This window comes from Actinocorallia herbida, assembly GCF_003751225.1.
Lineage (GTDB): Bacteria > Actinomycetota > Actinomycetes > Streptosporangiales > Streptosporangiaceae > Actinocorallia > Actinocorallia herbida.
Window position 1 is genome coordinate 1232496 of the sequence record NZ_RJKE01000001.1, and the last position, 21253, is coordinate 1253748.

The 21253-nt window shown below is 71.5% G+C and carries 18 protein-coding genes; 7 read left to right on the forward strand and 11 right to left on the reverse strand.

Annotation, left to right across the window (positions count from 1 at the left end; genetic code table 11):
- Positions 1 to 73 precede the first annotated feature (73 nt).
- Entirely contained in the window at positions 74 to 1966 is a 1893-nt protein-coding gene (locus EDD29_RS05885; protein ID WP_246052537.1) for a glycoside hydrolase family 15 protein, read from the reverse strand.
- Between the two features lie 215 nt (positions 1967 to 2181).
- Here EDD29_RS05885 and ppdK point away from each other — a divergent pair, with 215 nt between their 5' ends.
- The 4 genes from ppdK to EDD29_RS05905 all read left to right on the forward strand — a co-directional run bounded on the left by ppdK (position 2182) and on the right by EDD29_RS05905 (position 8287).
- A complete protein-coding gene (gene ppdK / locus EDD29_RS05890; protein ID WP_123663043.1) occupies positions 2182 to 4854 on the forward strand; it encodes a pyruvate, phosphate dikinase in 2673 nt (890 codons plus the stop codon).
- Between the two features lie 68 nt (positions 4855 to 4922).
- The gene (locus tag EDD29_RS05895) at positions 4923 to 5660 is read left to right on the forward strand and encodes a YdcF family protein (RefSeq protein ID WP_246052538.1); all 738 of its coding nucleotides are present in this window, start codon (positions 4923 to 4925) and stop codon (positions 5658 to 5660) included.
- 40 nt (positions 5661 to 5700) lie between these two features.
- A complete protein-coding gene (locus EDD29_RS05900; protein ID WP_123663047.1) occupies positions 5701 to 6915 on the forward strand; it encodes a deoxyguanosinetriphosphate triphosphohydrolase in 1215 nt (404 codons plus the stop codon).
- A gap of 142 nt (positions 6916 to 7057) precedes the next feature.
- Complete coding sequence (locus tag EDD29_RS05905) at positions 7058 to 8287, forward strand: NAD(P)/FAD-dependent oxidoreductase (RefSeq protein ID WP_123663049.1); 1230 nt, start codon at positions 7058 to 7060, stop codon at positions 8285 to 8287.
- A gap of 693 nt (positions 8288 to 8980) precedes the next feature.
- Here EDD29_RS05905 and EDD29_RS05910 read toward each other — a convergent pair.
- A complete protein-coding gene (locus EDD29_RS05910) occupies positions 8981 to 9310 on the reverse strand; it encodes a hypothetical protein (protein ID WP_123663051.1) in 330 nt (109 codons plus the stop codon).
- Between the two features lie 222 nt (positions 9311 to 9532).
- Between EDD29_RS05910 and EDD29_RS05915 the strand changes: the two genes are divergently transcribed.
- Both EDD29_RS05915 and EDD29_RS05920 read left to right on the forward strand, forming a co-directional pair.
- On the forward strand, positions 9533 to 10945 hold the full coding sequence (locus EDD29_RS05915) for a helix-turn-helix domain-containing protein (protein ID WP_123663054.1): 1413 nt from the start codon (positions 9533 to 9535) through the stop codon (positions 10943 to 10945).
- A 10-nt stretch (positions 10946 to 10955) separates the two neighbouring features.
- Complete coding sequence (locus EDD29_RS05920) at positions 10956 to 11543, forward strand: GNAT family N-acetyltransferase (protein ID WP_123663056.1); 588 nt, start codon at positions 10956 to 10958, stop codon at positions 11541 to 11543.
- Positions 11544 to 12005: 462 nt separating this feature from the next.
- Here EDD29_RS05920 and EDD29_RS05925 read toward each other — a convergent pair whose 3' ends face one another.
- Both EDD29_RS05925 and EDD29_RS05930 read right to left on the reverse strand, forming a co-directional pair.
- Positions 12006 to 14066 (reverse strand): WD40 repeat domain-containing serine/threonine protein kinase, encoded by a 2061-nt coding sequence (locus EDD29_RS05925; RefSeq protein WP_148085885.1) that lies wholly within the window; start codon positions 14064 to 14066, stop codon positions 12006 to 12008.
- An 81-nt stretch (positions 14067 to 14147) separates the two neighbouring features.
- Positions 14148 to 15179, reverse strand: a complete 1032-nt coding sequence (locus EDD29_RS05930) for a saccharopine dehydrogenase NADP-binding domain-containing protein (protein WP_123663060.1) — start codon at positions 15177 to 15179, stop codon at positions 14148 to 14150.
- Between the two features lie 100 nt (positions 15180 to 15279).
- Here EDD29_RS05930 and EDD29_RS05935 point away from each other — a divergent pair, with 100 nt between their 5' ends.
- Positions 15280 to 16248, forward strand: coding sequence for a helix-turn-helix domain-containing protein (locus EDD29_RS05935; protein WP_123663063.1), 969 nt, complete (start codon positions 15280 to 15282; stop codon positions 16246 to 16248).
- A 9-nt stretch (positions 16249 to 16257) separates the two neighbouring features.
- On the opposite strand, the gene EDD29_RS05940 is transcribed toward EDD29_RS05935, so the two are convergent.
- The 7 genes from EDD29_RS05940 to EDD29_RS05970 form a co-directional block, all read right to left on the reverse strand.
- Positions 16258 to 16632, reverse strand: coding sequence for a hypothetical protein (locus EDD29_RS05940; RefSeq protein WP_211359568.1), 375 nt, complete (start codon positions 16630 to 16632; stop codon positions 16258 to 16260).
- Between the two features lie 36 nt (positions 16633 to 16668).
- Positions 16669 to 17364: an urease accessory protein UreD gene (locus EDD29_RS05945; protein ID WP_123663067.1), complete on the reverse strand. Its 696-nt coding sequence runs from the start codon at positions 17362 to 17364 to the stop codon at positions 16669 to 16671.
- Between the two features lie 99 nt (positions 17365 to 17463).
- Positions 17464 to 18123, reverse strand: a complete 660-nt coding sequence (gene ureG / locus EDD29_RS05950) for an urease accessory protein UreG (protein WP_123663069.1) — start codon at positions 18121 to 18123, stop codon at positions 17464 to 17466.
- 15 nt (positions 18124 to 18138) lie between these two features.
- Positions 18139 to 18822, reverse strand: coding sequence for an urease accessory protein UreF (locus tag EDD29_RS05955; protein ID WP_211359569.1), 684 nt, complete (start codon positions 18820 to 18822; stop codon positions 18139 to 18141).
- Positions 18822 to 20531 (reverse strand): urease subunit alpha, encoded by a 1710-nt coding sequence (locus EDD29_RS05960; protein WP_123663071.1) that lies wholly within the window; start codon positions 20529 to 20531, stop codon positions 18822 to 18824. Before EDD29_RS05960 ends, EDD29_RS05955 begins: the two co-directional genes overlap by 1 nt.
- Positions 20524 to 20856 (reverse strand): urease subunit beta, encoded by a 333-nt coding sequence (locus tag EDD29_RS05965; protein ID WP_123663073.1) that lies wholly within the window; start codon positions 20854 to 20856, stop codon positions 20524 to 20526. Before EDD29_RS05965 ends, EDD29_RS05960 begins: the two co-directional genes overlap by 8 nt.
- Complete coding sequence (locus tag EDD29_RS05970) at positions 20853 to 21155, reverse strand: urease subunit gamma (RefSeq protein ID WP_123663075.1); 303 nt, start codon at positions 21153 to 21155, stop codon at positions 20853 to 20855. The genes EDD29_RS05965 and EDD29_RS05970 overlap by 4 nt, the downstream gene beginning before the upstream one ends.
- Positions 21156 to 21253 lie beyond the last annotated feature (98 nt).

The following is a 21253-nucleotide window of genomic DNA, read 5'->3' on the forward strand; positions in this document are numbered from 1 at the left end:
TCGGGTGGGCGGAGGCGGAACCGCCACCGCAGGACGGCGGCCTCGTGAGCCACCGTCCCGGGACGATTCCGTTCTAACTGAACGGATACAGGCGCTGGCCGCGATCGGCGCCGATGACCTGCATCACCGCGTTGATCAGGGCCAGGTGGGTGAACGCCTGAGGGAAGTTGCCGAGGTGCCGACCCGTGTGCGGGTCGATCTCCTCGGCGTACAGCTGAAGGTGCGAGGCGTAGCTCAGCAGCTTCTGGCACAGCGTCCTGGCGCGCTCGGTCTCGCCGATCATCACCAGGGCCGAGACCAGCCAGAACGAGCAGATCGTGAACGTGCCCTCTTCGGACACGAACCCGTCGTCCGTCTCGTCGGTGCGGTACCTGAGCACCAGGTCGTCCTCGGTGAGCTCCTCGGCGATCGCCAGGACCGTCTCGCGCACCCTCTTGTCGTCGGCGGGCAGGAAGCCCACCAGCGGGATGAGCAGCACCGAGGCGTCCAGCGACTTGGCGCCGTAGTGCGCGGTGAAGACACCCCGCTCGTCCAGGGCACCGGCCAGGACGTCGTCGCGGATCTCGTCGGCCGCGCGCTGCCAGCGCTCGGCCCGCGCGTGCTCGTCGGCGCCGCGCAGCCGCGCCAGCTGGGCGCCGCGCTGGGCGGCGAGCCAGCAGAACACCTTCGAGGACGTGAAGTGCTGCGGCGCGCCGCGCACCTCCCACATGCCGCAGTCCGGCTCGCGCCAGTGCAGCAGTGCCTCCTCGACCTGGGTGACGACGATCTTCCAGAGCCTGTCGTCGAGCCTGTCGCGCTTGCGGACGAACAGGTAGATCGACCCCGTGATGGCGCCCCACACGTCGTGCTGCGCCTGGGTGTAGGCCCCGTTGCCGATCCGGACGGGCTTGGCGTTGTCGTAGCCCGACAGGTGGTCGAGCTCCGACTCGGGGAGCTCCGACCTTCCGTCCACCCCGTACATGATCTGGAGGCGTCCGTCGGACTCCTCCGCCACGTCGGTGATGAAGTGGAAGAAGTCGTTGGCCTCCCAGTCGTAACCGAGGGTGTAGAACGCCCACAGCGTCATGGTGCTGTCGCGGATCCACGTGTACCGGTAGTCCCAGTTGCGGTCCCCGCCGGGTGTCTCGGGCAGCGAGGTCGTCGCCGCCGCGGCCACCGCGCCGGTCGGCGCGTAGGTGAGACCCTTCAGGGTGAGGGCGCTCCTTTGGAGAAACGACCTCCAGGGATGGTCGGGAAAGTCGCCCCGGTCCAGCCAGTGCTGCCAGTGGTGGATGGTCCACCGCAGCCGTTCCTCGGCTTCGGTGAGGTCCTTCGGCGCGCCGTGGGTGCTCCACGACAGCGCGACGAAGCGTGACTCGCCCTCCTTCAGGAGGGTGCGGCTGGTGGCCAGCGAGCCCTCGAAGCCGACGTTCATGTCGGTCGTCAGGTGCAGGCTGAGCCCGCCCCCGACGGCGACGGCGGCCTGGTAGCCCTGGTCGGTGTAGTTCCACCGGGCCGGGGTGCGGCCGTACTCGAACACCGGCATGCAGTCCATGCGGACCTGCACGTTGCCGCTGACGCACTTGACCTTGCGCAGCAGCACATGGTCGGCGTCGTAGTCGGTGGGGGCGCGGCGGTGCGACTCCGAGCGCTCGTCCTCATGGTGCCAAGGGCCCATGAGCAGGGCGTCGGTGACGACGAGCCAGCCCCCGCGGGTCCACCAAGTGGTCTCCATGACCATGGTGCCCGGAATGTAACGCTGAGCGGCGGGGACTTCCACCCCGGCCGGAGCGATCCGGAAGTATCCGGCGTCTCGGTCGAGGATGGAGCCGAACACGCTGGGCGAGTCGATCCTGGGAAGGCACAGCCATTCCACGTTGCCGCTCGGCGCTATCAGCGCGGTCGTCTCGCAGTCCGACAGGAACCCGAAGTCCGCGATGGGCGCGAACGGTTCACTGCCGGGCCCCAGGGCCCCACGACGTCGCACGGCCTCACCTCCCTCGTACTCTGCTTCCCCGGTTTTCACGGGTGGGCACGCTCCAATCCAGTGTGAAAAGAACGCAAAGTTTCTGGAACAACACGATTGGCTTAGACCACAGCACCCCCTCTGACCAGCCGATTTGCCCTCATGGAGAATGGGGTGAAGGGGCCTGAACAGGGCAACAGGTACAGTTCACGACCAAAGGGTGGAAGGAGCTGGCCGTGCCGAAGTTCGTCTATGACTTCACCGAGGGCAACAAAGATCTGAAAGATCTCCTGGGCGGAAAAGGTGCAAATCTTTCCGAAATGACAAACCTGGGCCTTCCTGTGCCTCCGGGGTTCACCATCACCACGGAGGCTTGCCGGCACTACCTGGCCGAGGGAAAGACCCCTGACGGCCTGACCGCGGAGATCACCGCCAAGCTGACCGCCCTGGAGGACTCCATGGGCAAGCAGCTCGGCCAGGCCGACGACCCGCTGCTCGTCAGCGTGCGATCGGGCGCCAAGTTCTCCATGCCCGGCATGATGGACACGGTCCTCAACATCGGTTTGAACGACGACTCCGTGCTGGGTCTCGCCAAGCAGGCCGGCGGCAACGACCGCTTCGCGTGGGACTCCTACCGGCGGCTCATCCAGATGTTCGGCAAGACGGTGCTGGGCGTGGACGGCGAGCTGTTCGAGGAGGCCCTGGAAGAGGCCAAGCACGCCAAGGACACGACGGACGACCTCGACCTCGACGCCGACGACTTCCGCAGGCTCGTCGAGACGTTCAAGGACATCGTGCGCGAGCAGGCCGGGCGCGAGTTCCCCGGCGACCCCCGCGAGCAGATGGACCTGGCGATCAAGGCGGTGTTCGACTCGTGGAACGCCGACCGCGCCGTCCTCTACCGCCGCCAGGAGCGGATCCCCGCCGACCTCGGCACCGCGGTGAACGTCTGCTCGATGGTCTTCGGCAACCTCGGCATGGACTCGGGCACCGGCGTGGCCTTCACCCGTGACCCCGCCAGCGGCCACCAGGGCGTCTACGGCGACTACCTCCAGAACGCGCAGGGCGAGGACGTCGTCGCGGGCATCCGCAACACGGTCCCCCTCGCGGACCTGGAGCGGATCAACGCCGACGTCTACCGGCAGCTCCTCGCGATCATGGAGAAGCTCGAGAACCACTACCTCGACCTCTGCGACATCGAGTTCACCGTCGAGCGCGGCAAGCTGTGGATGCTCCAGACCCGAGTAGGCAAGCGGACCGCCGCCGCGGCGTTCCGCATCGCCTGCCAGCTCTCCGACCAGGGCCTCATCGACCTCGACGAGGCGGTCCACCGCGTCAACGGCGACCAGCTCGCCCAGCTGATGTTCCCCCGCTTCGACGCCAAGGCCCCCAAGAACCAGATCGCCAAGGGCATGAACGCCTCCCCGGGCGCGGCCGTCGGCAAGGTGGTGTTCTCCTCCGAGGCCGCCGTCGAGGCCGCCGCGCGCGGCGAGAAGACGATCCTGGTCCGCCGCGAGACCAACCCCGACGATCTCACCGGCATGATCGCCGCGCAGGGCATCCTGACCTCCCGCGGCGGCAAGACCTCGCACGCGGCGGTCGTCGCCCGCGGCATGGGCAAGACCTGCGTCTGCGGCGCGGAAGAACTCGACGTGGACGTCAAGAACAAGGTGATCCGGGTCGGCGAGACCGTCATCCGCGAAGGCGACGTGCTCTCCATCGACGGCACCTCCGGCGCCGTCTACCTCGGCGAGGTCCCCGTCAGCGACTCCCCGGTCGTGCAGTACTTCGAAGGCGCCCTCGCCCCCGGGGACGGCGACGAGCTCGTGCAGTCGGTGCACCGGATCATGACCCACGCCGACGCCGCCCGCCGGCTGGCCGTCCGGGCCAACGCCGACACCCCCGAGGACGCCGCCCGCGCCCGCCGCTTCGGCGCGCAGGGCATCGGCCTGTGCCGCACCGAGCACATGTTCCTCGGTGAGCGCAGGCAGCTCGTGGAGGACCTGATCCTCGCCACCTCCGACGCCGAGCGCGTCACGGCCCTGGACGCGCTCGCGCCGCTCCAGCGCGCGGACTTCCACGGGATCCTGAAGGAGATGGACGGGCTGCCGGTCACGATCCGGCTCATCGACCCGCCGCTGCACGAATTCCTCCCGGATCTGACAGAACTGTCGGTGAAGGTGGCACTTGCCGGTGCCGACGCTTCCGAGAAGGACCGCAGGCTCTTGGAGGCCGTCCACCGCCTCCACGAACAGAACCCTATGCTCGGCTTGCGAGGTGTGAGGCTGGGTTTGGTGATTCCTGGCCTTTTCGCGATGCAGGTGCGGGCGATCGCTGAAGCTGCCGCGGACCGGCTCGCCGAGGGCGGCAGCCCCCGGCCGGAGATCATGATCCCGCTCGTAGGGTCGATCCAGGAGCTGGAACACGCCCGTGAGGAGGCCGAGGGCGTGCTCGCCGAGGTCGGCGGGGGCGTCGAGGCGCTCATCGGCACCATGATCGAGCTCCCGCGCGCCGCGCTGACCGCGGGCCAGATCGCCGAAGGCGCCGAGTTCTTCTCCTTCGGCACCAACGACCTCACCCAGACGACGTGGGGCTTCTCCCGCGACGACGTCGAGGCCTCGTTCTTCAGCCGCTACCTCGATCTGGGCATCTTCGGTGTGTCCCCGTTCGAGACCCTCGACCGCGACGGCGTCGGCCGCCTGGTCAGGATCGCCGTCGAGGAGGGCCGCAAGACCCGTCCGGGCATCAAGCTCGGCGTCTGCGGCGAGCACGGCGGCGATCCCGAGTCCGTCCACTTCTTCCACGAGGTCGGCCTGGACTACGTGTCGTGCTCCCCGTTCCGGGTGCCGGTGGCGCGCCTTGAAGCGGGCCGCGCGTCCGTCGAGACCGCGGGCAGCGACAGCCGCTGACCGGATCGGCCCGGCACCTTCGCGGTGCCGGGCCGAACCGCCTGATCTCCGCGTCCATCTCACATAGTGTGAGTGCCACGATGGCGATGGACGCGGACGCGATGGAACAGCAGGCAGAGCGGCATGGGGACGGGCGGGGGCCCACGTCCCGCACCAAGCGGGGCAGGCGAAAGAAGCGCGACAAGCGGCGCAAGCCGCGGTTTCTGGTGTGGACGGGCAGGATCCTGTTCGTCGTGATCTCGGTCGTCGTGCTCACCCCGCTCGTCGTCGGCTGGCGGGTCTGGTACGAGGCGCGCCAGGACCACCGGTCCGCCTCCGACGCGATCGTCGTGCTCGGCGCGGCCCAGTACGACGGGCGGCCCTCGTCGTACCTGGAGTACCGGCTCCGGCACGCCAAGGAGCTGTACGACGAGGACGTCGCCCCCAAGATCGTCACCGTCGGCGGCAAGCAGACCGGCGACCGGGTGACCGAGGCCGCCGCCGGACGCGACTTCCTCATCGGGCTCGGGGTTCCCGCCGCCGACGTCGTCGCGGTGGAGAGCGGCCGCGACACGCTGCAGAGCATGGTCGCGGTGGGCAAGGAGTACAAGAAGCACGGCTGGGAGACCGGCGTGGTCGTCACCGACCCGTGGCACAGCCTCCGCTCGCAGAAGATGGCCTCGGACAACGGCATCGAAGCCGTGTCGTCGCCTACGCGCAGCGGTCCGAGCGTCCTCACCCGCGACACGCAGCTCCAGTCCATCGTCCGCGAGACGGGCGGCTACCTCTACTACGTGTTGCTGGGCCGTAGTCGCGCCAAGACGTGAACGACACGGAAGCTTCACCTCGGCGCACTATCCTCGGCGGATGAACGGCTACACCTCCTTCGACATCGAGCGCTGGGCCCCCGAGGTGCCCAAGCGCCGCGACCGGACGGCCTTCGAGCGCGACCGCGCCCGGGTGCTGCACAGCGCGGCGCTGCGGCGGCTGTCGTCCAAGACCCAGGTGGGCGACCCCGGCTCCAACGACTTCCAGCGCACCCGCCTCACCCACTCCCTGGAGTGCGGCCAGGTCGGCCGCGAGCTCGGCAAGTCCCTCGGCTGCGACCCCGACCTCGTCGAGACCGCGTGCCTCGCGCACGACCTCGGCCACCCGCCGTTCGGCCACAACGGCGAGAAGGCCCTGGACGTCTTCGCCACCGCGTGCGGCGGGTTCGAGGGCAACGCGCAGAGCCTGCGGCTGCTCACCCGGCTGGAGCACAAGTCGTTCGCCGAGGACGGGCGCAGCGTCGGGCTCAACCTGACCCGCGCGTCCCTGGACGGCACGATGAAGTACCCCTGGCGGCGGCGCGACAATCCGGCCAAGTACGGCGTCTACGACGACGACCTCGAGGTCGCGCTGTGGGTCAGGTCGGAGGCGCCCGAGGGCAGGACGTGCTTCGAGGCCCAGGTGATGGACTGGTCCGACGACGTCGCCTACTCCGTCCACGACCTCGAGGACGCGCTCGTCACGGGCTCGGTCCACCTGGGGATGCTGGCCGACCCCGTCCTGCGCAAGGACGTCGCGGCCGTGGCGGCGAAGATGTACGGGAGCGAGGGCGACGCGCCGGAGCTGGAGGAGCGCTTCACGATCCTGCTGGACCAGCCGTTCTGGCCGGGCGAGATCGACCACACCGCCTCGGCCTACGCCGCGCTGAAGAACCTCACGAGCTGGCTCATCGGCCGGTTCTGCATGGGCGCGGAGGAGGCGACGCGCGACGCCTACGGACCCGGCCCCCTCACCCGGTACGAGGCCGACCTGATCGTCCCGCGGCACATCCGGCAGGAGGTGTCGCTGCTCAAGGCGGTCACCGCGCACTACGTGTGGATCAGCTACGAGGCGAGCCGGGCCAGGCAGCGCCAGGTGATCGCCGAGCTGGCCGAGGCGGTCGCCGCGGGCGCGCCGGGCACCCTCGACCCGCTGTACCGGTGGGCCTACGCCGACGCCGCCGACGCCCCGGCGCGGCGCCGCGTCGTGGTCGACCAGATCGCGTCCCTGACCGACATCAGCGCGCTGGCCTGGCACGCGAGGCTCTGCGGCTGACACGCCGGGGGCCTCCGCGCCGCCGGAGAGTTGTCCACAGCGGCTTGTGCCCGTCCCGCATCCGGTGTGGCAGTGTGGGCCATGTGGGGGTCGGCGGCGCACCCGCGCCGCCGACGGTTCGGCACATGACGGGGAGAGCACGATGCCGGAGACCAGGAGCACTCATGTGATCGTCGGCGCGGGCCTGGCGGGGGCCAAGGCCGCGGAGACGCTGCGCGCGGAGGGCTTTGACGGGCGGATCGTCCTGATCGGACGGGAGAACGAGCGCCCGTACGAGCGGCCTCCGCTGAGCAAGGAAGTCCTGCTGGGAAAGAAGGACGACGACTCGGTCTACGTCCACGAGGCCGGCTGGTACGCCGAGCACGACGTGGAGCTGCGGGAGGGCGTCGAGGCGCAGGCGCTCGACCTCGCGGAACGCCGGGTGGGCCTCTCTGACGGCTCGTCCGTGGAGTACACCAGGCTGCTGCTGGCCATGGGCGCGACCCCACGCCGCCTGCGGGTCCCCGGCGCGAACCTGGAGGGCGTCAGCACGCTGCGCACCAGGGCCGATTCGCTGGCGCTGCGCGCGCGGATCTCCGGGGGCGGCCTGCGCGTGGCCATCGTCGGCGGGGGCTGGATCGGCCTGGAGGTCGCGGCCGCGGCCCGCACCTACGGCAACGAGGTGACGGTGCTGGAGGCCGAGGCCACCCCGCTGCACGTCCCCCTCGGCCCCGAGGTCGGCGCCCTGTTCGCCGACCTGCACCGGGCGCACGGCGTCGAGATCCGCTGCGGCGAGGGCCTGTTCGCGCTGCGCGGCGAGGGCTCGGTCGACCATGTGACGACCTCGCTCGGCCACGAGATCCCGGCCGACCTCGTCCTCATGGGCGTCGGCGCGGTCCCGGAGGATTCCCTGGCCCGGGCGGCCGGCCTCAAGTGCGAGAACGGCGTCCTGGTCGACTCCTCCCTGCGCACCGACGACCCCGATGTCTACGCCGCCGGCGACGTCGCCTCCGCCTACCACCCCCTCTACCGCCGCCACCTCCGCGTCGAGCACTGGGCGAACGCCCTCAACGCCGGCCCCGCCGCCGCCCGGTCCATGCTGGGCCAGGACGTCACGTACGACCGGGTCCCCTACTTCTTCTCCGACCAGTACGACCTCGGCATGGAGTTCTCCGGCTACGCGACCCCCGGCGCCTACGACAAGGTCGTCTTCCGCGGCGACCCCGCCTCCGGCGAGTACATCGCCTTCTGGCTCTCCCAGGGAGCCGTGGTCGCCGCCATGAACGCCAACATCTGGGACGTCACCGATCCCCTCCAGTCCCTCATCCGCTCCGGGAAGAAGGTCGAAGAGTCCCGCCTCACCGACCCAGCGGTCCCCCTCGCCGACCTCTGACCCCGGGTGCCCACGGCCGCCCGCCCGAGGCGCGGCGGCCCGAGCGTCCTTCTGCACCGGGGCCGAGCACGGCCGCCTCAGCGGCCCCGTACCCGGACCCGGGCAGATCGTCGAAGGCCGCCGCGGAGTCGGCGGTGACGAGGGTGCGCACGGCGGTCGGGCGACGACCGGGGCGCGGTCGTGCTCGTTCGCCCACGCCGACGGACACGGCCGGGAGGGGGTGTCCGGAGAGCAGGCCGCGCGTGGGCCGACCTGGCGTACATCGTGTTCGCCGGGTAGGTCGCCGCTCTGCCGCGTTCAGCGCACCGGAGGCGAGAATCAGGCGTCCGGCCACGTCGGCCGCGGCTTCGCTGCCACGCCCTCGCGTGCCGCGGCCGCACCCTGGGCGTGGTCCTCATCCGGCGAGCACCGCGAGCCGGAGAGGAGCTCCTTGACCAAGCGTCCGGCGGCGGAGATCCCCTTCTCGCCGGGGGCACCACGAACGTCTCGCCTCGCTCCACCGCTGTCGCCACCTGGCGACCTTCGGTGCGCTCTCGGGAACACTGATCGGCTTCATGAACCGGATCATCCGACCACCCCGAGGGCTTGCGGCACGTTCCTGCTGGTTCCTGCCGGTGCGTACCGGTGCGTGCCGGGTGGCCGGGCGGGTAGCGGCTGGGGCGGCTGAGATAGCGAGGTGCGGTCGGGAGGCGGTCAGGGGGCGTCGCGGGAGGAGAGGCCGGGGGTGGGGGAGAGGACATGGATGATCTTGGTGACGGCGTGGGCGAGGTCGGTGGCCGGGCCGAGGGGGTCGCCCCAGGACCAGTGGAGGAGCCAGCGGCCGTCGGGGCCGCGCCGGGCGGTGATCCGCTCGTTGAGGAGGGGGCCGCGGGCGCCACCGGGGCCACCGACGAGGCCGGGGTTCGTGATGTGCAGGTACGGGGGCTCGCCTCCGTACTCGGGGCGCGTGGTGAGCCCGCTCTGCCGGAGTCCCGCCGCGAGCGCGTCCAGGTGCGCCCGCATCACCGCCGTGCCGCCGTCCATGATTCCCCCCACTTGAGATCGCTTCCGACGTCCGCTGTCGCGAACCACCTCAAGTGAACAGGCGACCCCGAACCGTGACGACCCCCATTCCGGCACCCGCGCCGCCCGGCCGATGTGCCACTTCGGCACATCCCCGGACGCCCCGCACACCACCGCGCACAATGGGCCCGGGTCGACCACGTGCCGTCATCGCCACGGCACCGGACGAGGAGGGGGCACTCCATGACCGAGGCCAGGCGGTGCGGCGGGTGCGGAGTCTCCCTGTCGCGCTACAACCCGGAGCCGGTGTGCGGAGCGTGCGCGCGGGCACGGCGGTGCTCGGCGGAGCCCTGGGTCTTCGACACCCTGGAGATCCGCGAGGTACTGGCCGGCCTCGATCTCGCCGCGTTGGTGGTGACGATCCGGGAAGCAACGGGTATGAGTCAGCAGGAACTCGCCGAACTCGTGCCCGGATGGACGCAGACCAAGGTCGGACGGATCGAACGCGGAGAGCGTGACAGCCTGTTCGACGTGCGCGAGCTTCTCGGGTTCGCCGACGCGATCGGGATGCCCCGGGAAGCGCTTCTTCCGCTCCTGCTCGGTGAACCTTCCGCGACCGAGGGGGTACGCGGACGAATGCGGGAGGCGGAGGCCGACGTGGACCGGCGAACTTTCACCAGGAGCACGGCGGTGCTTTCCGCCGGGCTGGTACTCCCGGGCGCGGCGGTCGCCCCACCGGCGCGCGCCACCGGCGCGCATCTGCGCCACCTCAGAGCAGCGCTCGACGGCCTCTGGGCGAAGGACCGGATGGTCGGCGGAGGAGGGCTGCTGCACCAGGCCGTCGCACTCTTCGTACGGTGCCGCGCGATGCTCGATGACAGCGACTATTCCGAGCAGGTCGGTCGCGGACTGCTCTCACTCTGCGCGGAACTCGGGAACTGCGCGGGCTTCCTCGCCTTCGATGCGGGCGACCACCAATTGGCGCGCCGATTGTTCAGCGAGGCCGCTCTCATGGCCGAGAGCTCCGATGACGGGATGGTCACCGCGCAGGTCTATGCCTCGATGGCGCTTCACTCCATCCACCTCTGTCGCAAGACTCACGAGCGTGGTCACGCACGAGAAGCACTCCGTCTCCTCGACCGTGCCGGAACCTCCGCCCGCCATGTGCCGTCCGCGAAACTGCACGCCCTGATCGAGGTGCGCAGGGCACCGGCTGCGGCGCTCCTCGGCGATACAGACCGGGCAGTGAGGTCGATCGGGAAGGCACGCGACGAACTCGAACGCGACACCCACTACGCCGAACCGGAATGCCTTGGGTTCGTGACGCACGCAGAGATCACCGGCTTCGAGGCCGGTGCGTTCCGGGACCTTGGCAAGGTCGGTCCAGCGGTGCGGTGCTACGAGCATGTCCTTGCGGACCCGACGCTCCATGACCGGAATCGAGCCAACTATGTGGCCGGGCTCGCGGACGTGCTGCATGAAGCCGGGGATACGGGCTCCGCCCACGATTTCGCGCTCACGGTACTGCCCGCGCTGGAGGGAGGGATCTCCTCGAAAAGAACGCTGGACCGACTCGCGAACCTGCGCGCCGCGACCACCGACGAGGAACTCGCCGCCCGGTTCGACGCCCTTTCCGTAGCCTTCCGCACTGGGTAACGTCGTGAGCATGAGCAGCGACTTTCCGCTTGAGTTCCGGCGCTTCGACGTGATCGGTGCCCGGGAGCTTCGGGAGACCGTGCGTCTCATCCATGACGACGCCTACGCCGAGGCGATGGAGATCGGCGGGGAGTTCTCCTCGACCGAGGCATTCATGACGCGATTCGATGCCTACGTGTCGCGTTCTGACAGTCGTTTTGAGCTGGTCGTCGGATATGTGGGCGGGGAGCCCGTGGGGCAGACCTGGGGCTGGCCCCTGGGACCGGCTTCGCTCTGGTGGGACGGGCTGCTGGACGAGGTGGAGTCCGGATTCAAGGACGAGGACGGGACGCGCACTTTCGCGTTGAGCGAGATCATGGTGAGGCGGGCCTGGACGGGCCGGGGCATCGCGCACACCCTGCATGACGAACTCCTGCGCGGGCGGACCGAGCGTCGGGCAACGCTCCTGGTGGATCCCGCCAACCCGACGGACGCCTACGCCGCCTACCTGAAGTGGGGCTGGCACAAGGTGTCGCGCCTCCGGCCCTCCTGGCCCTCCGCACCCACCTACGACGTCCTCATGCTCGACCTCCCGCTCAGGACGTCCCGCGCCTCGTAACGCACTCGACGGGCCTCGGGGGCGCTGACGCGAGGAGTCGAAATGGGCGAGGGGGACATCGGCCGCAGGGCGTTCACCGGCAACTCGCTCATCGCGTCGGCGGGGTTCGTGGTGCCGGGCCGGTGCGGCACGGGGTCGGGCTGTTTCGGCAGGCGTGGGCGGTGCCGGACACAGGGGACCGTACCGGCAGGATCGTTCGGACCTTGCCGGCGCCGTCCGCCGAGACGGCGATCGTGGCCGGGTTCGCCGCGTGTGACGCGGCTGCTCAGGGCGCCGCGCGTCGGCTGTTCGGGGAGGGCGCGCTTCTCGCGGAGACCTCGGGGACGCAAGGCTCCGCTCGGCGACGCCGACTTGGTCCGACGGACGATCCGTGCCGCCAGGAGCGCCCTCGCCCGGCCCGCCGACGACGAGGGGTTCAGTGCCCGTTTCGATGCCCTGGCCAGGGCGCTTCGGTCCGCCTGATCAGGTCGTTCGCCAGGCGATGACCTCGGTGACGTCGGCGGAGACCAGGGTGCGGCCGTCGGCGGAGAAGGCGACGGTGAGGACGTCCTCCTTGTGTTCCTCCAGGGAGTCGAGTTGTTCTCGGGTCTCGGTGTTCCAGAGGCGGACGGTGTCGTCGACCGATCCCGAGGCCAGGACGGGGAGGGTGGGGTGGAAGGAGAGGGTCTGGGCGCCGTAGGCGTGGCCGGAGAGGGAGCCGATGAGGGAGCGGTCGGCGACGTGCCACAGGCGGATCGGTTCGGCGCGGGGCTCGTCCGCGACGTTCTCGTCGCTGCCGAGCCAGGTGCCGCCCGCGAGCGTCGCCCCGTCGGGGCTGAACGCCAGTGCCGTCGGGATGCCGGTGAAGCCGGTGAAGGTCTTCACGCGCTTGCCCGTCTTCAGGTCGAAGAGGCGGACGCCACTGTGCTGGCCGCCGGCGGCCAGCCACCTGCCGTCCGGGCTGAGGGCCAGGGCGTCCGCGGGGCGCTTCAGTTTCGGCAGGGACCACAGCCTTCTGCCCGCCGTCAGAGACCACACCACCAGTTGGCCGCCCGCGTAGCCGATCGCGGCCGTCTTCTGGTCCTGGCTGACGGCGAGCCGGTGGGCGAAGTCCTTTGTGGTGTTCGGCGCGACGGCGGTGGACGTCCCCGAGGCGGGGTCCCAGAGCTGGACGGGGGCGGCGCCCGGTACCGCGCTCGTCATATCGATGAGCGCGGTCAGCAGGCCATCGGGGGTGAACCGCATGCTCTCCACGATCTGGTCCAGCCGTGGAGGGTCGTTCGGCGATTCCTGCCCGGCCGCCACGTCCCAGAAGCCGAGCAGTCCGCTGTCGGTGCCGTAGGCGAGGGTCCCGCCGTCGGGGCTGAAGGCGATGGAGAGCAGGGAGCCTTCCAGATGCGGTCCCCGCGCCGCCTTCCGGGTTTCGAGATTCCACAGCTCGAGCCACCCGCCGCTCTCGACGGCGAGGGTGCCGCCGTCGGGTGAGAGCGCGAAGGTCCCGTTGCCCTTGACCTGCTTGAAGTTCAGGATCGGCTGGAAATCGAGCGCGCCCGGATCGGCGGCCTTGCTCGGGGCGGCTCCGGCGCGGTCGGGCTTCCGGTCGGGGAGCAGGGCCGAGGCGAAGTACGCGCCTGGCGCGGCGATCGCGAGGGCGCCCGCGCCGAGGAGCAGGCCGCGGCGGGAGACCCGGCGCGGTGCGCCGGGGAGCGTCGCCTCGCCGAGAGGTTCCGCGAAGGTCGTGCCTTCGAGCAGGGCGCGGACCCGGGGTGCGGTCGGCCGTGCGGCGGTGTTCTTGGTGAGGAGTTCGCGCAGTACGGGGTCGAGGCGGCCCGCGCGCCGGGGCGGGGTCGGCTCGCCGTAGGCGATCGCGAGGAAGAGGGCGCTGACGGCCGCGGCGTTGAAGGGCGGGTGGCCCTCGACGAGGTGGTAAAGGGTCGCGCCCAGGGACCACAGGTCGCTGGCCGCGGTGACGTCCCCGGCCGCGACCTGCTCGGGCGACATGTACGACGGGGTGCCGAGGTGGGCGCCGGTCTGGGTGAGGGCCTCGTCGCCCTCGATGGCGGCGATGCCGAAGTCGGTGAGGACGGCCCGGCCGTCGGCGAGCAGCAGGATGTTGGCGGGCTTGACGTCCCGGTGCACGACCCCGGCGGCGTGCGCGGCCTCCAGCGCCGACAGCACGGCGAGCCCGATCCGCGCGGCCCGTTCCGGCTCCATCGGCCCCTCGGCCGCGCACACGTCGGCCAGCGAGCGCCCGATGACGAACTCCATGACGATCCACGGCATGCCCTCGCCGTCGACGACCAGGTCGTGCACGGTGACGATGCCCGGATGGTGGTCGAGCAGCGCGGCCGCCCGTGCCTCCCGCTCGACCCGCCGCAGCCACACGTCCCGGCGCGGCCCCTCGGGCGCGAGCAGCTGCTTGACGGCGACGTCCCGCCCGAGAACCTCGTCCCACGCCTTCCAAACGACGCCCATGCCGCCCCGTCCGAGCTCGGCTCCCAGCCGGTACCGCCCGCCGACGACTTCCCCCACACCGATAGCCACCCGAGAACCTTAGAACCCGGGAACCGCACTGATCGCCCTTCCAGGCGATCTTTCCGACAGAGCCCCCGATCCCACCGGTGACTAGTCGAGCAGCGCGAACGACAGGTGCGCGGACAGGGCGCGGAGGAAGTCGGCCGCGTCGAAGATCGCCCCGGCGGAGGCGACCCCGGTCGTCCTGGTCCGGCCGGTGAGAACGCGGTGGACGGCCTCCACCGCGAGCGGCGCGCTGACCGCGTAGATGTCCCGGCCGCCCGCCGTGGCACGCCGCTCCGCGCCGCCGGACCGCACGACGACGTCGACGAGGAACGTCTGCTCCGAGCGCCCCCGCCCGTCGGCCGCCGTCGGCTCCGGGGTGTCCGGCGCGGACAGGTCCCGGACCGCCTCGGCCGTCATGTACGAGCGCACCTCGGGGACCGCGAGGTGGCTGGGGATCGTGACGACGTCGGCCATGCTGAACTCCCCGATGACGGGCCGGACGCCCATCGGCTCGGGGAACGCCCACTTCGAGGACGGCGGCGCGTCGTCGTGGTACGTCAATTCGCCGCCGGTGAAACGGACCCGCCGGCCGTCCCGCCGCTCCCGGGAGACCGCGCCCGCGGCGCGCGTCCCCGCGGTGGGGTGCCAGCCGCTCAGCCCGTAGGCGACGCGCACCTCGTCGGCGGCCGTCCAGTCGCCCATCGCGGCGGTGGCCAGCAGGTCGCCGAGACCGCCGAAGAAGGCCATCGCGGGGACGACGACGGCCCCGGCCGCACGGGCGCGCTCGGCGAAATGCCGGAACGTGTCGGCGTTCGCCTCGATCTCGGCGGCCACGTCCACGTACGGGACGCCCGCGCGCAGCGCCGCCCCGATCACCGGCGCGGCCGTCGCGGCGAAGGGCCCGGCGCAGTTGATCACCGCCGCCGTGCCGGCCAGTGCCCGGTCGAGCGCCGCCGCGTCGTCCACGGACGCGGCCCGGACCTCCAGCCCCGGAAAGTCCGCCGCCAGCGCCGCGAGCTTCCCGGCGTCCCGCCCGGAGAGCACCGGCACGAACCCGCGCTCCCGCAGCTCCGCCACCACGAACCGCCCGGTATGCCCGTACGCCCCGAACACCGCGACCCTCTGCCCCGATCCCACGATTCCCCCAAAGCGCTCGTCCACTTCCCTCCGCAGATCATCGCGCCGACCCCCGTCCCGCACGAGCGTCCGGAACGCCGTCCCCCGTACAATTCCGGCCATGCACACGGTCGCGGTCACCGTCGCCGACGGGATGCTGCACTTCGAACTCGCGGTGGCCTTCGAGGTGTTCGGCACCCCGCCTACCGGCATGGCCGACCCCTGGTACCGGCTCGTCGGCTGCGGCACGGGCGCCGTCCGGGCGGGCAGGTTCCGGCTGGAGCCCGACCACGGATTCGACCGGCTGCCGAGCGCCGACACGGTGATCGTCCCGGCGTGGGCCGACATCGACGCGGACCCGCCCCGCGACCTCGTCGCCGCGGTGCGCGCGGCGCACCGGGCGGGCGCGCGCGTGGCGGCACTGTGCACCGGCGCGTTCGTGCTGGCCGCAGCGGGCCTGCTCGACGGCCGGCGTGCGACCACGCACTGGGCGCACACCGAGGCGCTGGCCACCCGCTTTCCCCGGGTGGAGGTCGATCCGGACGTGCTCTACGTGGACGACGGCAGCGTGCTCACCTCCGCGGGCAAGGCCGCCGCGATGGACCTGTGCCTGCACCTCGTCCGCCTCGACCACGGTTCCGCGGTCGCGAACGCGGTCGCGCGCCGCCTGGTCGTGCCGCCGCACCGGGCGGGCGGCCAGGCCCAGTTCGTCACCTCGCCGGTGCCCGCGCGGGACGACCACCCGCTCGCGGAGCTGCTCCCGTGGGCGATCGAACGGCTGGACCACCCGCTGACCGTGGCGGACCTGGCCCGCAGGGCCGCCATGAGCCCGCGCAACCTGGGCCGCCACTTCAGGTCGGCGACCGGCACCACCCCGCTGCAATGGCTGCTGACCCAGCGGATCCGCCGCGCCCAGGAACTGCTGGAGACGACCGGCGACAGCGTCGAGGCGATCGCGGCGGCCACCGGCATGGGCACCGGCACGACCCTGCGCCGGCACTTCAACCGCACGGTCGGCGTCCCACCTGACGCCTACCGCCGCACTTTCCGCACCGCGCCCACCCTCGGGCCGCTGGGCGGAGAGCGCTGAACGCCGGGATCAGGGGCGTTCGTCCTCGACGTGGACGACGGTGAGGTCGTGGCCGTCGTGGTCGCGCTTCGAGCGGCCCGTGAGGCCGATGCGAACGTCGGAGTCATCGGAGACCTCGTCGGGGCCGACGTAGGTGAGGACGTCCTTGTGATGGCCGTAGACGACCCAGCCAGGGCCGGGGTCTAGGGTGATGGTGCCGAAGTCACCCGCGGGGGTTCCGCCGTAGACGGGTCCGTACTCGCGGAGGATCTCGACGGCCTGGGCCGCCAGGTCGTCCTCGGGTTCCATGAGGATCACGCAGGTGCCGTGCTCGAAGAGCACCCAGGACTTCTGCTCGCCGACGATGATCCGGCGCCACACCTCGATCAGTTTCTCGGGGGACATGTCCGAGATTGTCCCATCGTCGTTCGCCAGGCGGCGTCAGGCGGGAAGGGACTCGGCGGTACGGAGGAGGCGGCGGAGGGTCGCGGAGTCGGGGGCGTGGGCGTTGGCGAGGGTGCCACCGGAGGCGAGGGGGAGAACGGCCAGGCCGGGTTCGGTGTGGGAGGCCGCGCCCTCGGTGCGGATGAGGGAGCCCACGGCCCTGGACGCGCCGAGGATCGCGCGGCTTCGGGAGGTCGTGTCGGCGCGGAGTTCGTGGCGGAGGACCGGGCGGCCGGCGCGGGTGATGTCGATGCGGCTGGTGTGCACTCCGGGTTCCTCGTTGTGGCGGCCCAGGACCAGCTCCTCCAGCCAGCGGAGGGTGGCGGCGGGGCCGAGTTCGACGTTGGTGACGGCGCGGTGCAGGCAGCCGCGGACGGCGACCGTGGGCTCGGGGGCGAAGTCGAGGTGGCCGTCGACCTTGGCGTCGATGGTGTAGACGGATTCGCCGTCGCCGGGCAGGGCCATGGCGGTCGCGACGGAGCGGATCCTGAGGGAAGCGCCCGCACCGACCTCGATGTCCAGCCGGAGGCGGTCGCCGCCGAGCGGGCCCGCGGCCGCGCCGACCAGGTAGACGCCGTCGGGGGTCTCGCGGAGCGCGATCGGGCCGTCCGAGCGGAGACGGGTGAGCCTGGTCCGGCCGTGCGGGCCGAGTTCGGCGGTCACCGCGGCGTGGGCGACGTAGCCGCGTCCCATCGTCGTCTCCCGGGTGGGTCGGACGCGCACGCGGGGCGCGTGCGCGAGGTGGTCGGAGGGGCGCGCGGCCTCCGGAGCCGGAGGCCGCGCGCCGCGGGATCAGTGGTGCAGGAACTCGTGGACGTGGGTGCGGACCCAGTCGGCGATCTTCGGCACGTCCGGTTCCTCCCGGATGGAGCTGAAGACGACGGGGCGGCCCTCGCGGACCTGGGCGGAGTCGCGATCCATGACGCCGAGGTCGGCGCCGACGAGGGGGGCCAGGTCGGTCTTGTTGATGACGAGGAGGTCGCTCGTGGTGACGCCCGGACCGCCCTTGCGGGGGACCTTGTCGCCGCCGGACACGTCGAGCACGAAGATCTGCTTGTCGACGAGGCCCTGGCTGAACGTGGCGGTGAGGTTGTCGCCGCCGCTCTCCACGATGACCAGCTCGAGGTTCTCGTGCCGCTCCTCCAGGTCCTCGACCGCGTCGAGGTTGGCCGAGATGTCGTCGCGGATCGCGGTGTGCGGGCAGCATCCGGTCCGCACGGCCATGATGCGCGCGTCGTCCAGGACCGCGTTGCGGCGGAGGAAGTCGGCGTCCTCGGTGGTGTAGATGTCGTTGGTGACGACGGCGAGGTTCAGCTCGTCCTTGAGCACCTTGCACAGCGCGGCCGTCAGGGCGGTCTTGCCGCTGCCGACGGGGCCGCCGATGCCGAGCCGCATCGGGCGGCCGGCCTTCGGCGCGGCGTGGTGCTGGTCCGGGCCGTGGTATCCGCCCATGGTTCTCCTTCTTTCCTAAGACTCGAACAGCCGCAGGTGGGCCCGCAGGTGCTCTTCGGCCCACAGGTCGAGCGCGGGCGCGGAGACCGCGGGCAGTTCCGCCCAGTCCTTCTCCGCGTACGTGGCCGCCTCTTCGGCCACTTCGTCGACCTCGCCCGCGAGTTCGGCCAGCGCGCGCTGGACGGACAGGGGGTCGAGGCCGAGCAGGCGGACCGCGGCCGACGCCGGGCCCGTCACCGCGCCGTAGGCGGCGACGGACGCGGCGTCCAGTGCCGTGCAGCCGATGACGTGCGCGGCGGCGCCGAGCACGATCGGGTGGTGCGCCGCCCGCGGCATCCCTCCGGCGACGGGCACGCGCAGCCCGTCCAGCACCGGCGAAGGCCAGGTGGCCCGCGCCGCCCGAAGCAACGACTTGCCCTGCGCCCGGGAAGCCGTCCGCTGCGCAGGCGACGGCGTACGCGCGTCCGCCTCGGCGTCCAGTCCCGCCCAGTCCGTCGCGGCCGGCGCGTGCGCCCGCGCGGCGGCGGCGAGCGCCGCCGCGACGAGGCCCGCCGTCCACAACCTGCCGTGCAGGAAGTCCGCGAGGTCCGGCACGGACGCGACGGCCCGCGCCGTGACCGCGGGCTCCAGGCCGCCCGAGTGGGCGTGACCCCCGGCGGGCAGCCGGGAGTCGGCCAGCATCAGCAGGTGCGCGCGCATCAGAACAGCATGTACCGCTGGGCCATCGGCAGCACCGTGGCGGGCGCGGGCTCGATCACCTCGCCGTCGATCCGGACGGTGAAGGTGTCCGGATCGACCTCGATGCGCGGCAGCGCGTCGTTGAGCGGCATGTCGGCCTTGCCCAGCGCGCGCGTGCTCTTGACGGGCACGAGCCGCCGCTTCACGTCGATCTTCGACTTGAGGTCGTCCTCGATCGCCGCCTCGGACACGAAGTGCAGCGAGGTCGCCGAGGCGACAGCCGGGGCCGCGCCGAACATCGGCCGGGGGAGCACCGGCTGCGGCGTCGGGATCGACGCGTTCGCGTCGCCCATCTGCGCCCACGCGATGACCCCGCCCTTGACGACCAGGGACGCCCGCACCCCGAAGAACCGCGGGTCCCACAGCACCAGGTCGGCGAGCTTGCCGACCTCGACCGAGCCGACCTCGCCGTCCAGGCCGTGCGCGATCGCCGGGTTGATCGTGTACTTGGCGACGTACCGGCGCGCCCGCAGGTTGTCCGCCGGGCCCTCGAGGGAGCCGCGCCGGGCCTTCATGACGTGCGCGGTCTGCCAGGTCCGGATGATCGTCTCGCCGATCCGGCCCATCGCCTGGGAGTCCGAGCCGATGATCGAGATGGCGCCCAGGTCGTGCAGGATGTCCTCGGCCGCCATGGTCGTCGGCCGGATGCGGGACTCGGCGAACGCCAGGTCCTCGGGCACCGACGGCGACAGGTGGTGGCACACCATGAGCATGTCGAGGTGCTCGTCCAGGGTGTTCACCGTGTGCGGCCGGGTCGGGTTGGTCGACGACGGCAGCACGTTGGGGTGCGCCGCGACGGTGATGATGTCGGGCGCGTGCCCGCCGCCCGCGCCCTCGGTGTGGTAGGCGTGGATCGAGCGGCCGGCGATCGCGCCGAGCGTCGACTCGACGTAGCCCGCCTCGTTGAGCGTGTCGGAGTGCAGCGCGGCCTGGACGCCCGAGGCGTCGCAGACCTTCAGGCAGGCGTCGATCGCCGCCGGGGTCGTGCCCCAGTCCTCGTGCAGCTTGAAGCCCGACGCGCCCGCCTTGAGCTGCTCCCACAGCGCCGCCTCGGAGACGGTGTTGCCCTTGCCGAGCAGCGAGACGTTGACCGGCCAGGAGTCCAGCGCCTCCAGCATCCGGTGCAGGTACCAGGCGCCGGTGACGGTGGTGGCCTTGGTGCCCTCGGCGGGCCCGGTGCCGCCGCCGATGAGCGTGGTGACGCCCGCGGCGAGGGCCTCCTCGATGAGCTGCGGGCAGATCAGGTGGACGTGGGAGTCCACCGCGCCCGCGGTGAGGATCTTGCCGTTGCCCGCGAGGATCTCGGTGGACGGCCCGATGACGAGATCGGGGTGGACCCCGTCCATGATGTCGGGGTTGCCGGCCTTGCCGATGGCGACGATCCGGCCGTCGCGCACGCCCACGTCGGCCTTGACGATGCCCCAGTGGTCGAGGATGACGACACCGGTGATCACCAGGTCGGGGGCGCCCTCGGCGCGGGTGGCCCGCGCCTGGCCCATCGACTCGCGGATGACCTTGCCGCCGCCGAAGACCGCCTCGTCGCCGGCTCCGGCGCCGCGCGCGAGGTCCTCGGTGACCTCGATGAACAGATCGGTGTCCGCGAGGCGGATCTTGTCGCCCGCCGTCGGGCCATAAAGCGCCGCATAACGGGCGCGTGAGATCTCAGCCATGCAGGCCACCTTCCGGCCGAAGGCCCGGCACGATGCGATGCCCGGCGAGGGGCACGAGGTCGACGTCCCGGACGATGCCGGGCTCGAAGCGCACGGCCGTGCCCGCGGGGACGTCGAGGCGGAAGCCGGAGGCGGCGTCCCGGTCGAAGTCCAGCGACGGGTTGGCCTGCGCGAAGTGGTAGTGCGACCCGACCTGGATCGGCCGGTCGCCCGTGTTGTGGACGGTGAGGGTGATCCGCGCCCGTCCCGGGTTCAGCTCGACGGGATCGTCCCCGACGACGACCTGTCCCGGCGCCCAGCCGCCTGAGGGCTCCGCGGCGCTCATGGGATCGGCCTGTGCACGGTCACGAGCTTCGTCCCGTCCGGGAACGTCGCCTCGATCTGGACGGAGTCGAGCAGCTCCGGGATGCCGTCCATGACGTCCTCACGGGTGAGGACCCGCCGCCCGCTTTCCATCAGCTCCGCCACGGTCCGCCCGTCGCGCGCGCCTTCCAGCACGTGGACGGCGATGATCGCGGTGGCCTCGGGGTGGTTGAGCTTCAGCCCGCGCCCCTGGCGCTCGCGCGCCACGCCCGCGGCCACATGAAGGAGCAGCCGTTCCTGCTCATGGGGAGAGATCAGCACCCGACGACGTTATCGCTGGTCAGCACGACACTCCACATAAGCGAACGTCGATATTGCCGATTTAACTACGAATTAACTAGAGGCTGCCGCACGGTGTG

Excerpts from the sequence above, each read along its gene's own strand:
- EDD29_RS05910 (WP_123663051.1), bottom strand. The coding sequence starts at position 9,310 with ATGGACGGCGGCACGGCGGTGATGCGGGCGCACCTGGACGCGCTCGCG.
- EDD29_RS05945 (WP_123663067.1), bottom strand. The coding sequence starts at position 17,364 with ATGGGACGCGGCTACGTCGCCCACGCCGCGGTGACCGCCGAACTCGGC.
- EDD29_RS05935 (WP_123663063.1), top strand. The coding sequence starts at position 15,280 with ATGCACACGGTCGCGGTCACCGTCGCCGACGGGATGCTGCACTTCGAA.
- ureG (WP_123663069.1), bottom strand. The coding sequence starts at position 18,123 with ATGGGCGGATACCACGGCCCGGACCAGCACCACGCCGCGCCGAAGGCC.
- EDD29_RS05920 (WP_123663056.1), top strand. The coding sequence starts at position 10,956 with ATGAGCAGCGACTTTCCGCTTGAGTTCCGGCGCTTCGACGTGATCGGT.
- EDD29_RS05905 (WP_123663049.1), top strand. The coding sequence starts at position 7,058 with ATGCCGGAGACCAGGAGCACTCATGTGATCGTCGGCGCGGGCCTGGCG.
- EDD29_RS05915 (WP_123663054.1), top strand. The coding sequence starts at position 9,533 with ATGACCGAGGCCAGGCGGTGCGGCGGGTGCGGAGTCTCCCTGTCGCGC.
- EDD29_RS05955 (WP_211359569.1), bottom strand. The coding sequence starts at position 18,822 with ATGCGCGCGCACCTGCTGATGCTGGCCGACTCCCGGCTGCCCGCCGGG.
- EDD29_RS05960 (WP_123663071.1), bottom strand. The coding sequence starts at position 20,531 with ATGGCTGAGATCTCACGCGCCCGTTATGCGGCGCTTTATGGCCCGACG.
- EDD29_RS05900 (WP_123663047.1), top strand. The coding sequence starts at position 5,701 with ATGAACGGCTACACCTCCTTCGACATCGAGCGCTGGGCCCCCGAGGTG.
- EDD29_RS05965 (WP_123663073.1), bottom strand. The coding sequence starts at position 20,856 with ATGAGCGCCGCGGAGCCCTCAGGCGGCTGGGCGCCGGGACAGGTCGTC.
- EDD29_RS05940 (WP_211359568.1), bottom strand. The coding sequence starts at position 16,632 with ATGTCCCCCGAGAAACTGATCGAGGTGTGGCGCCGGATCATCGTCGGC.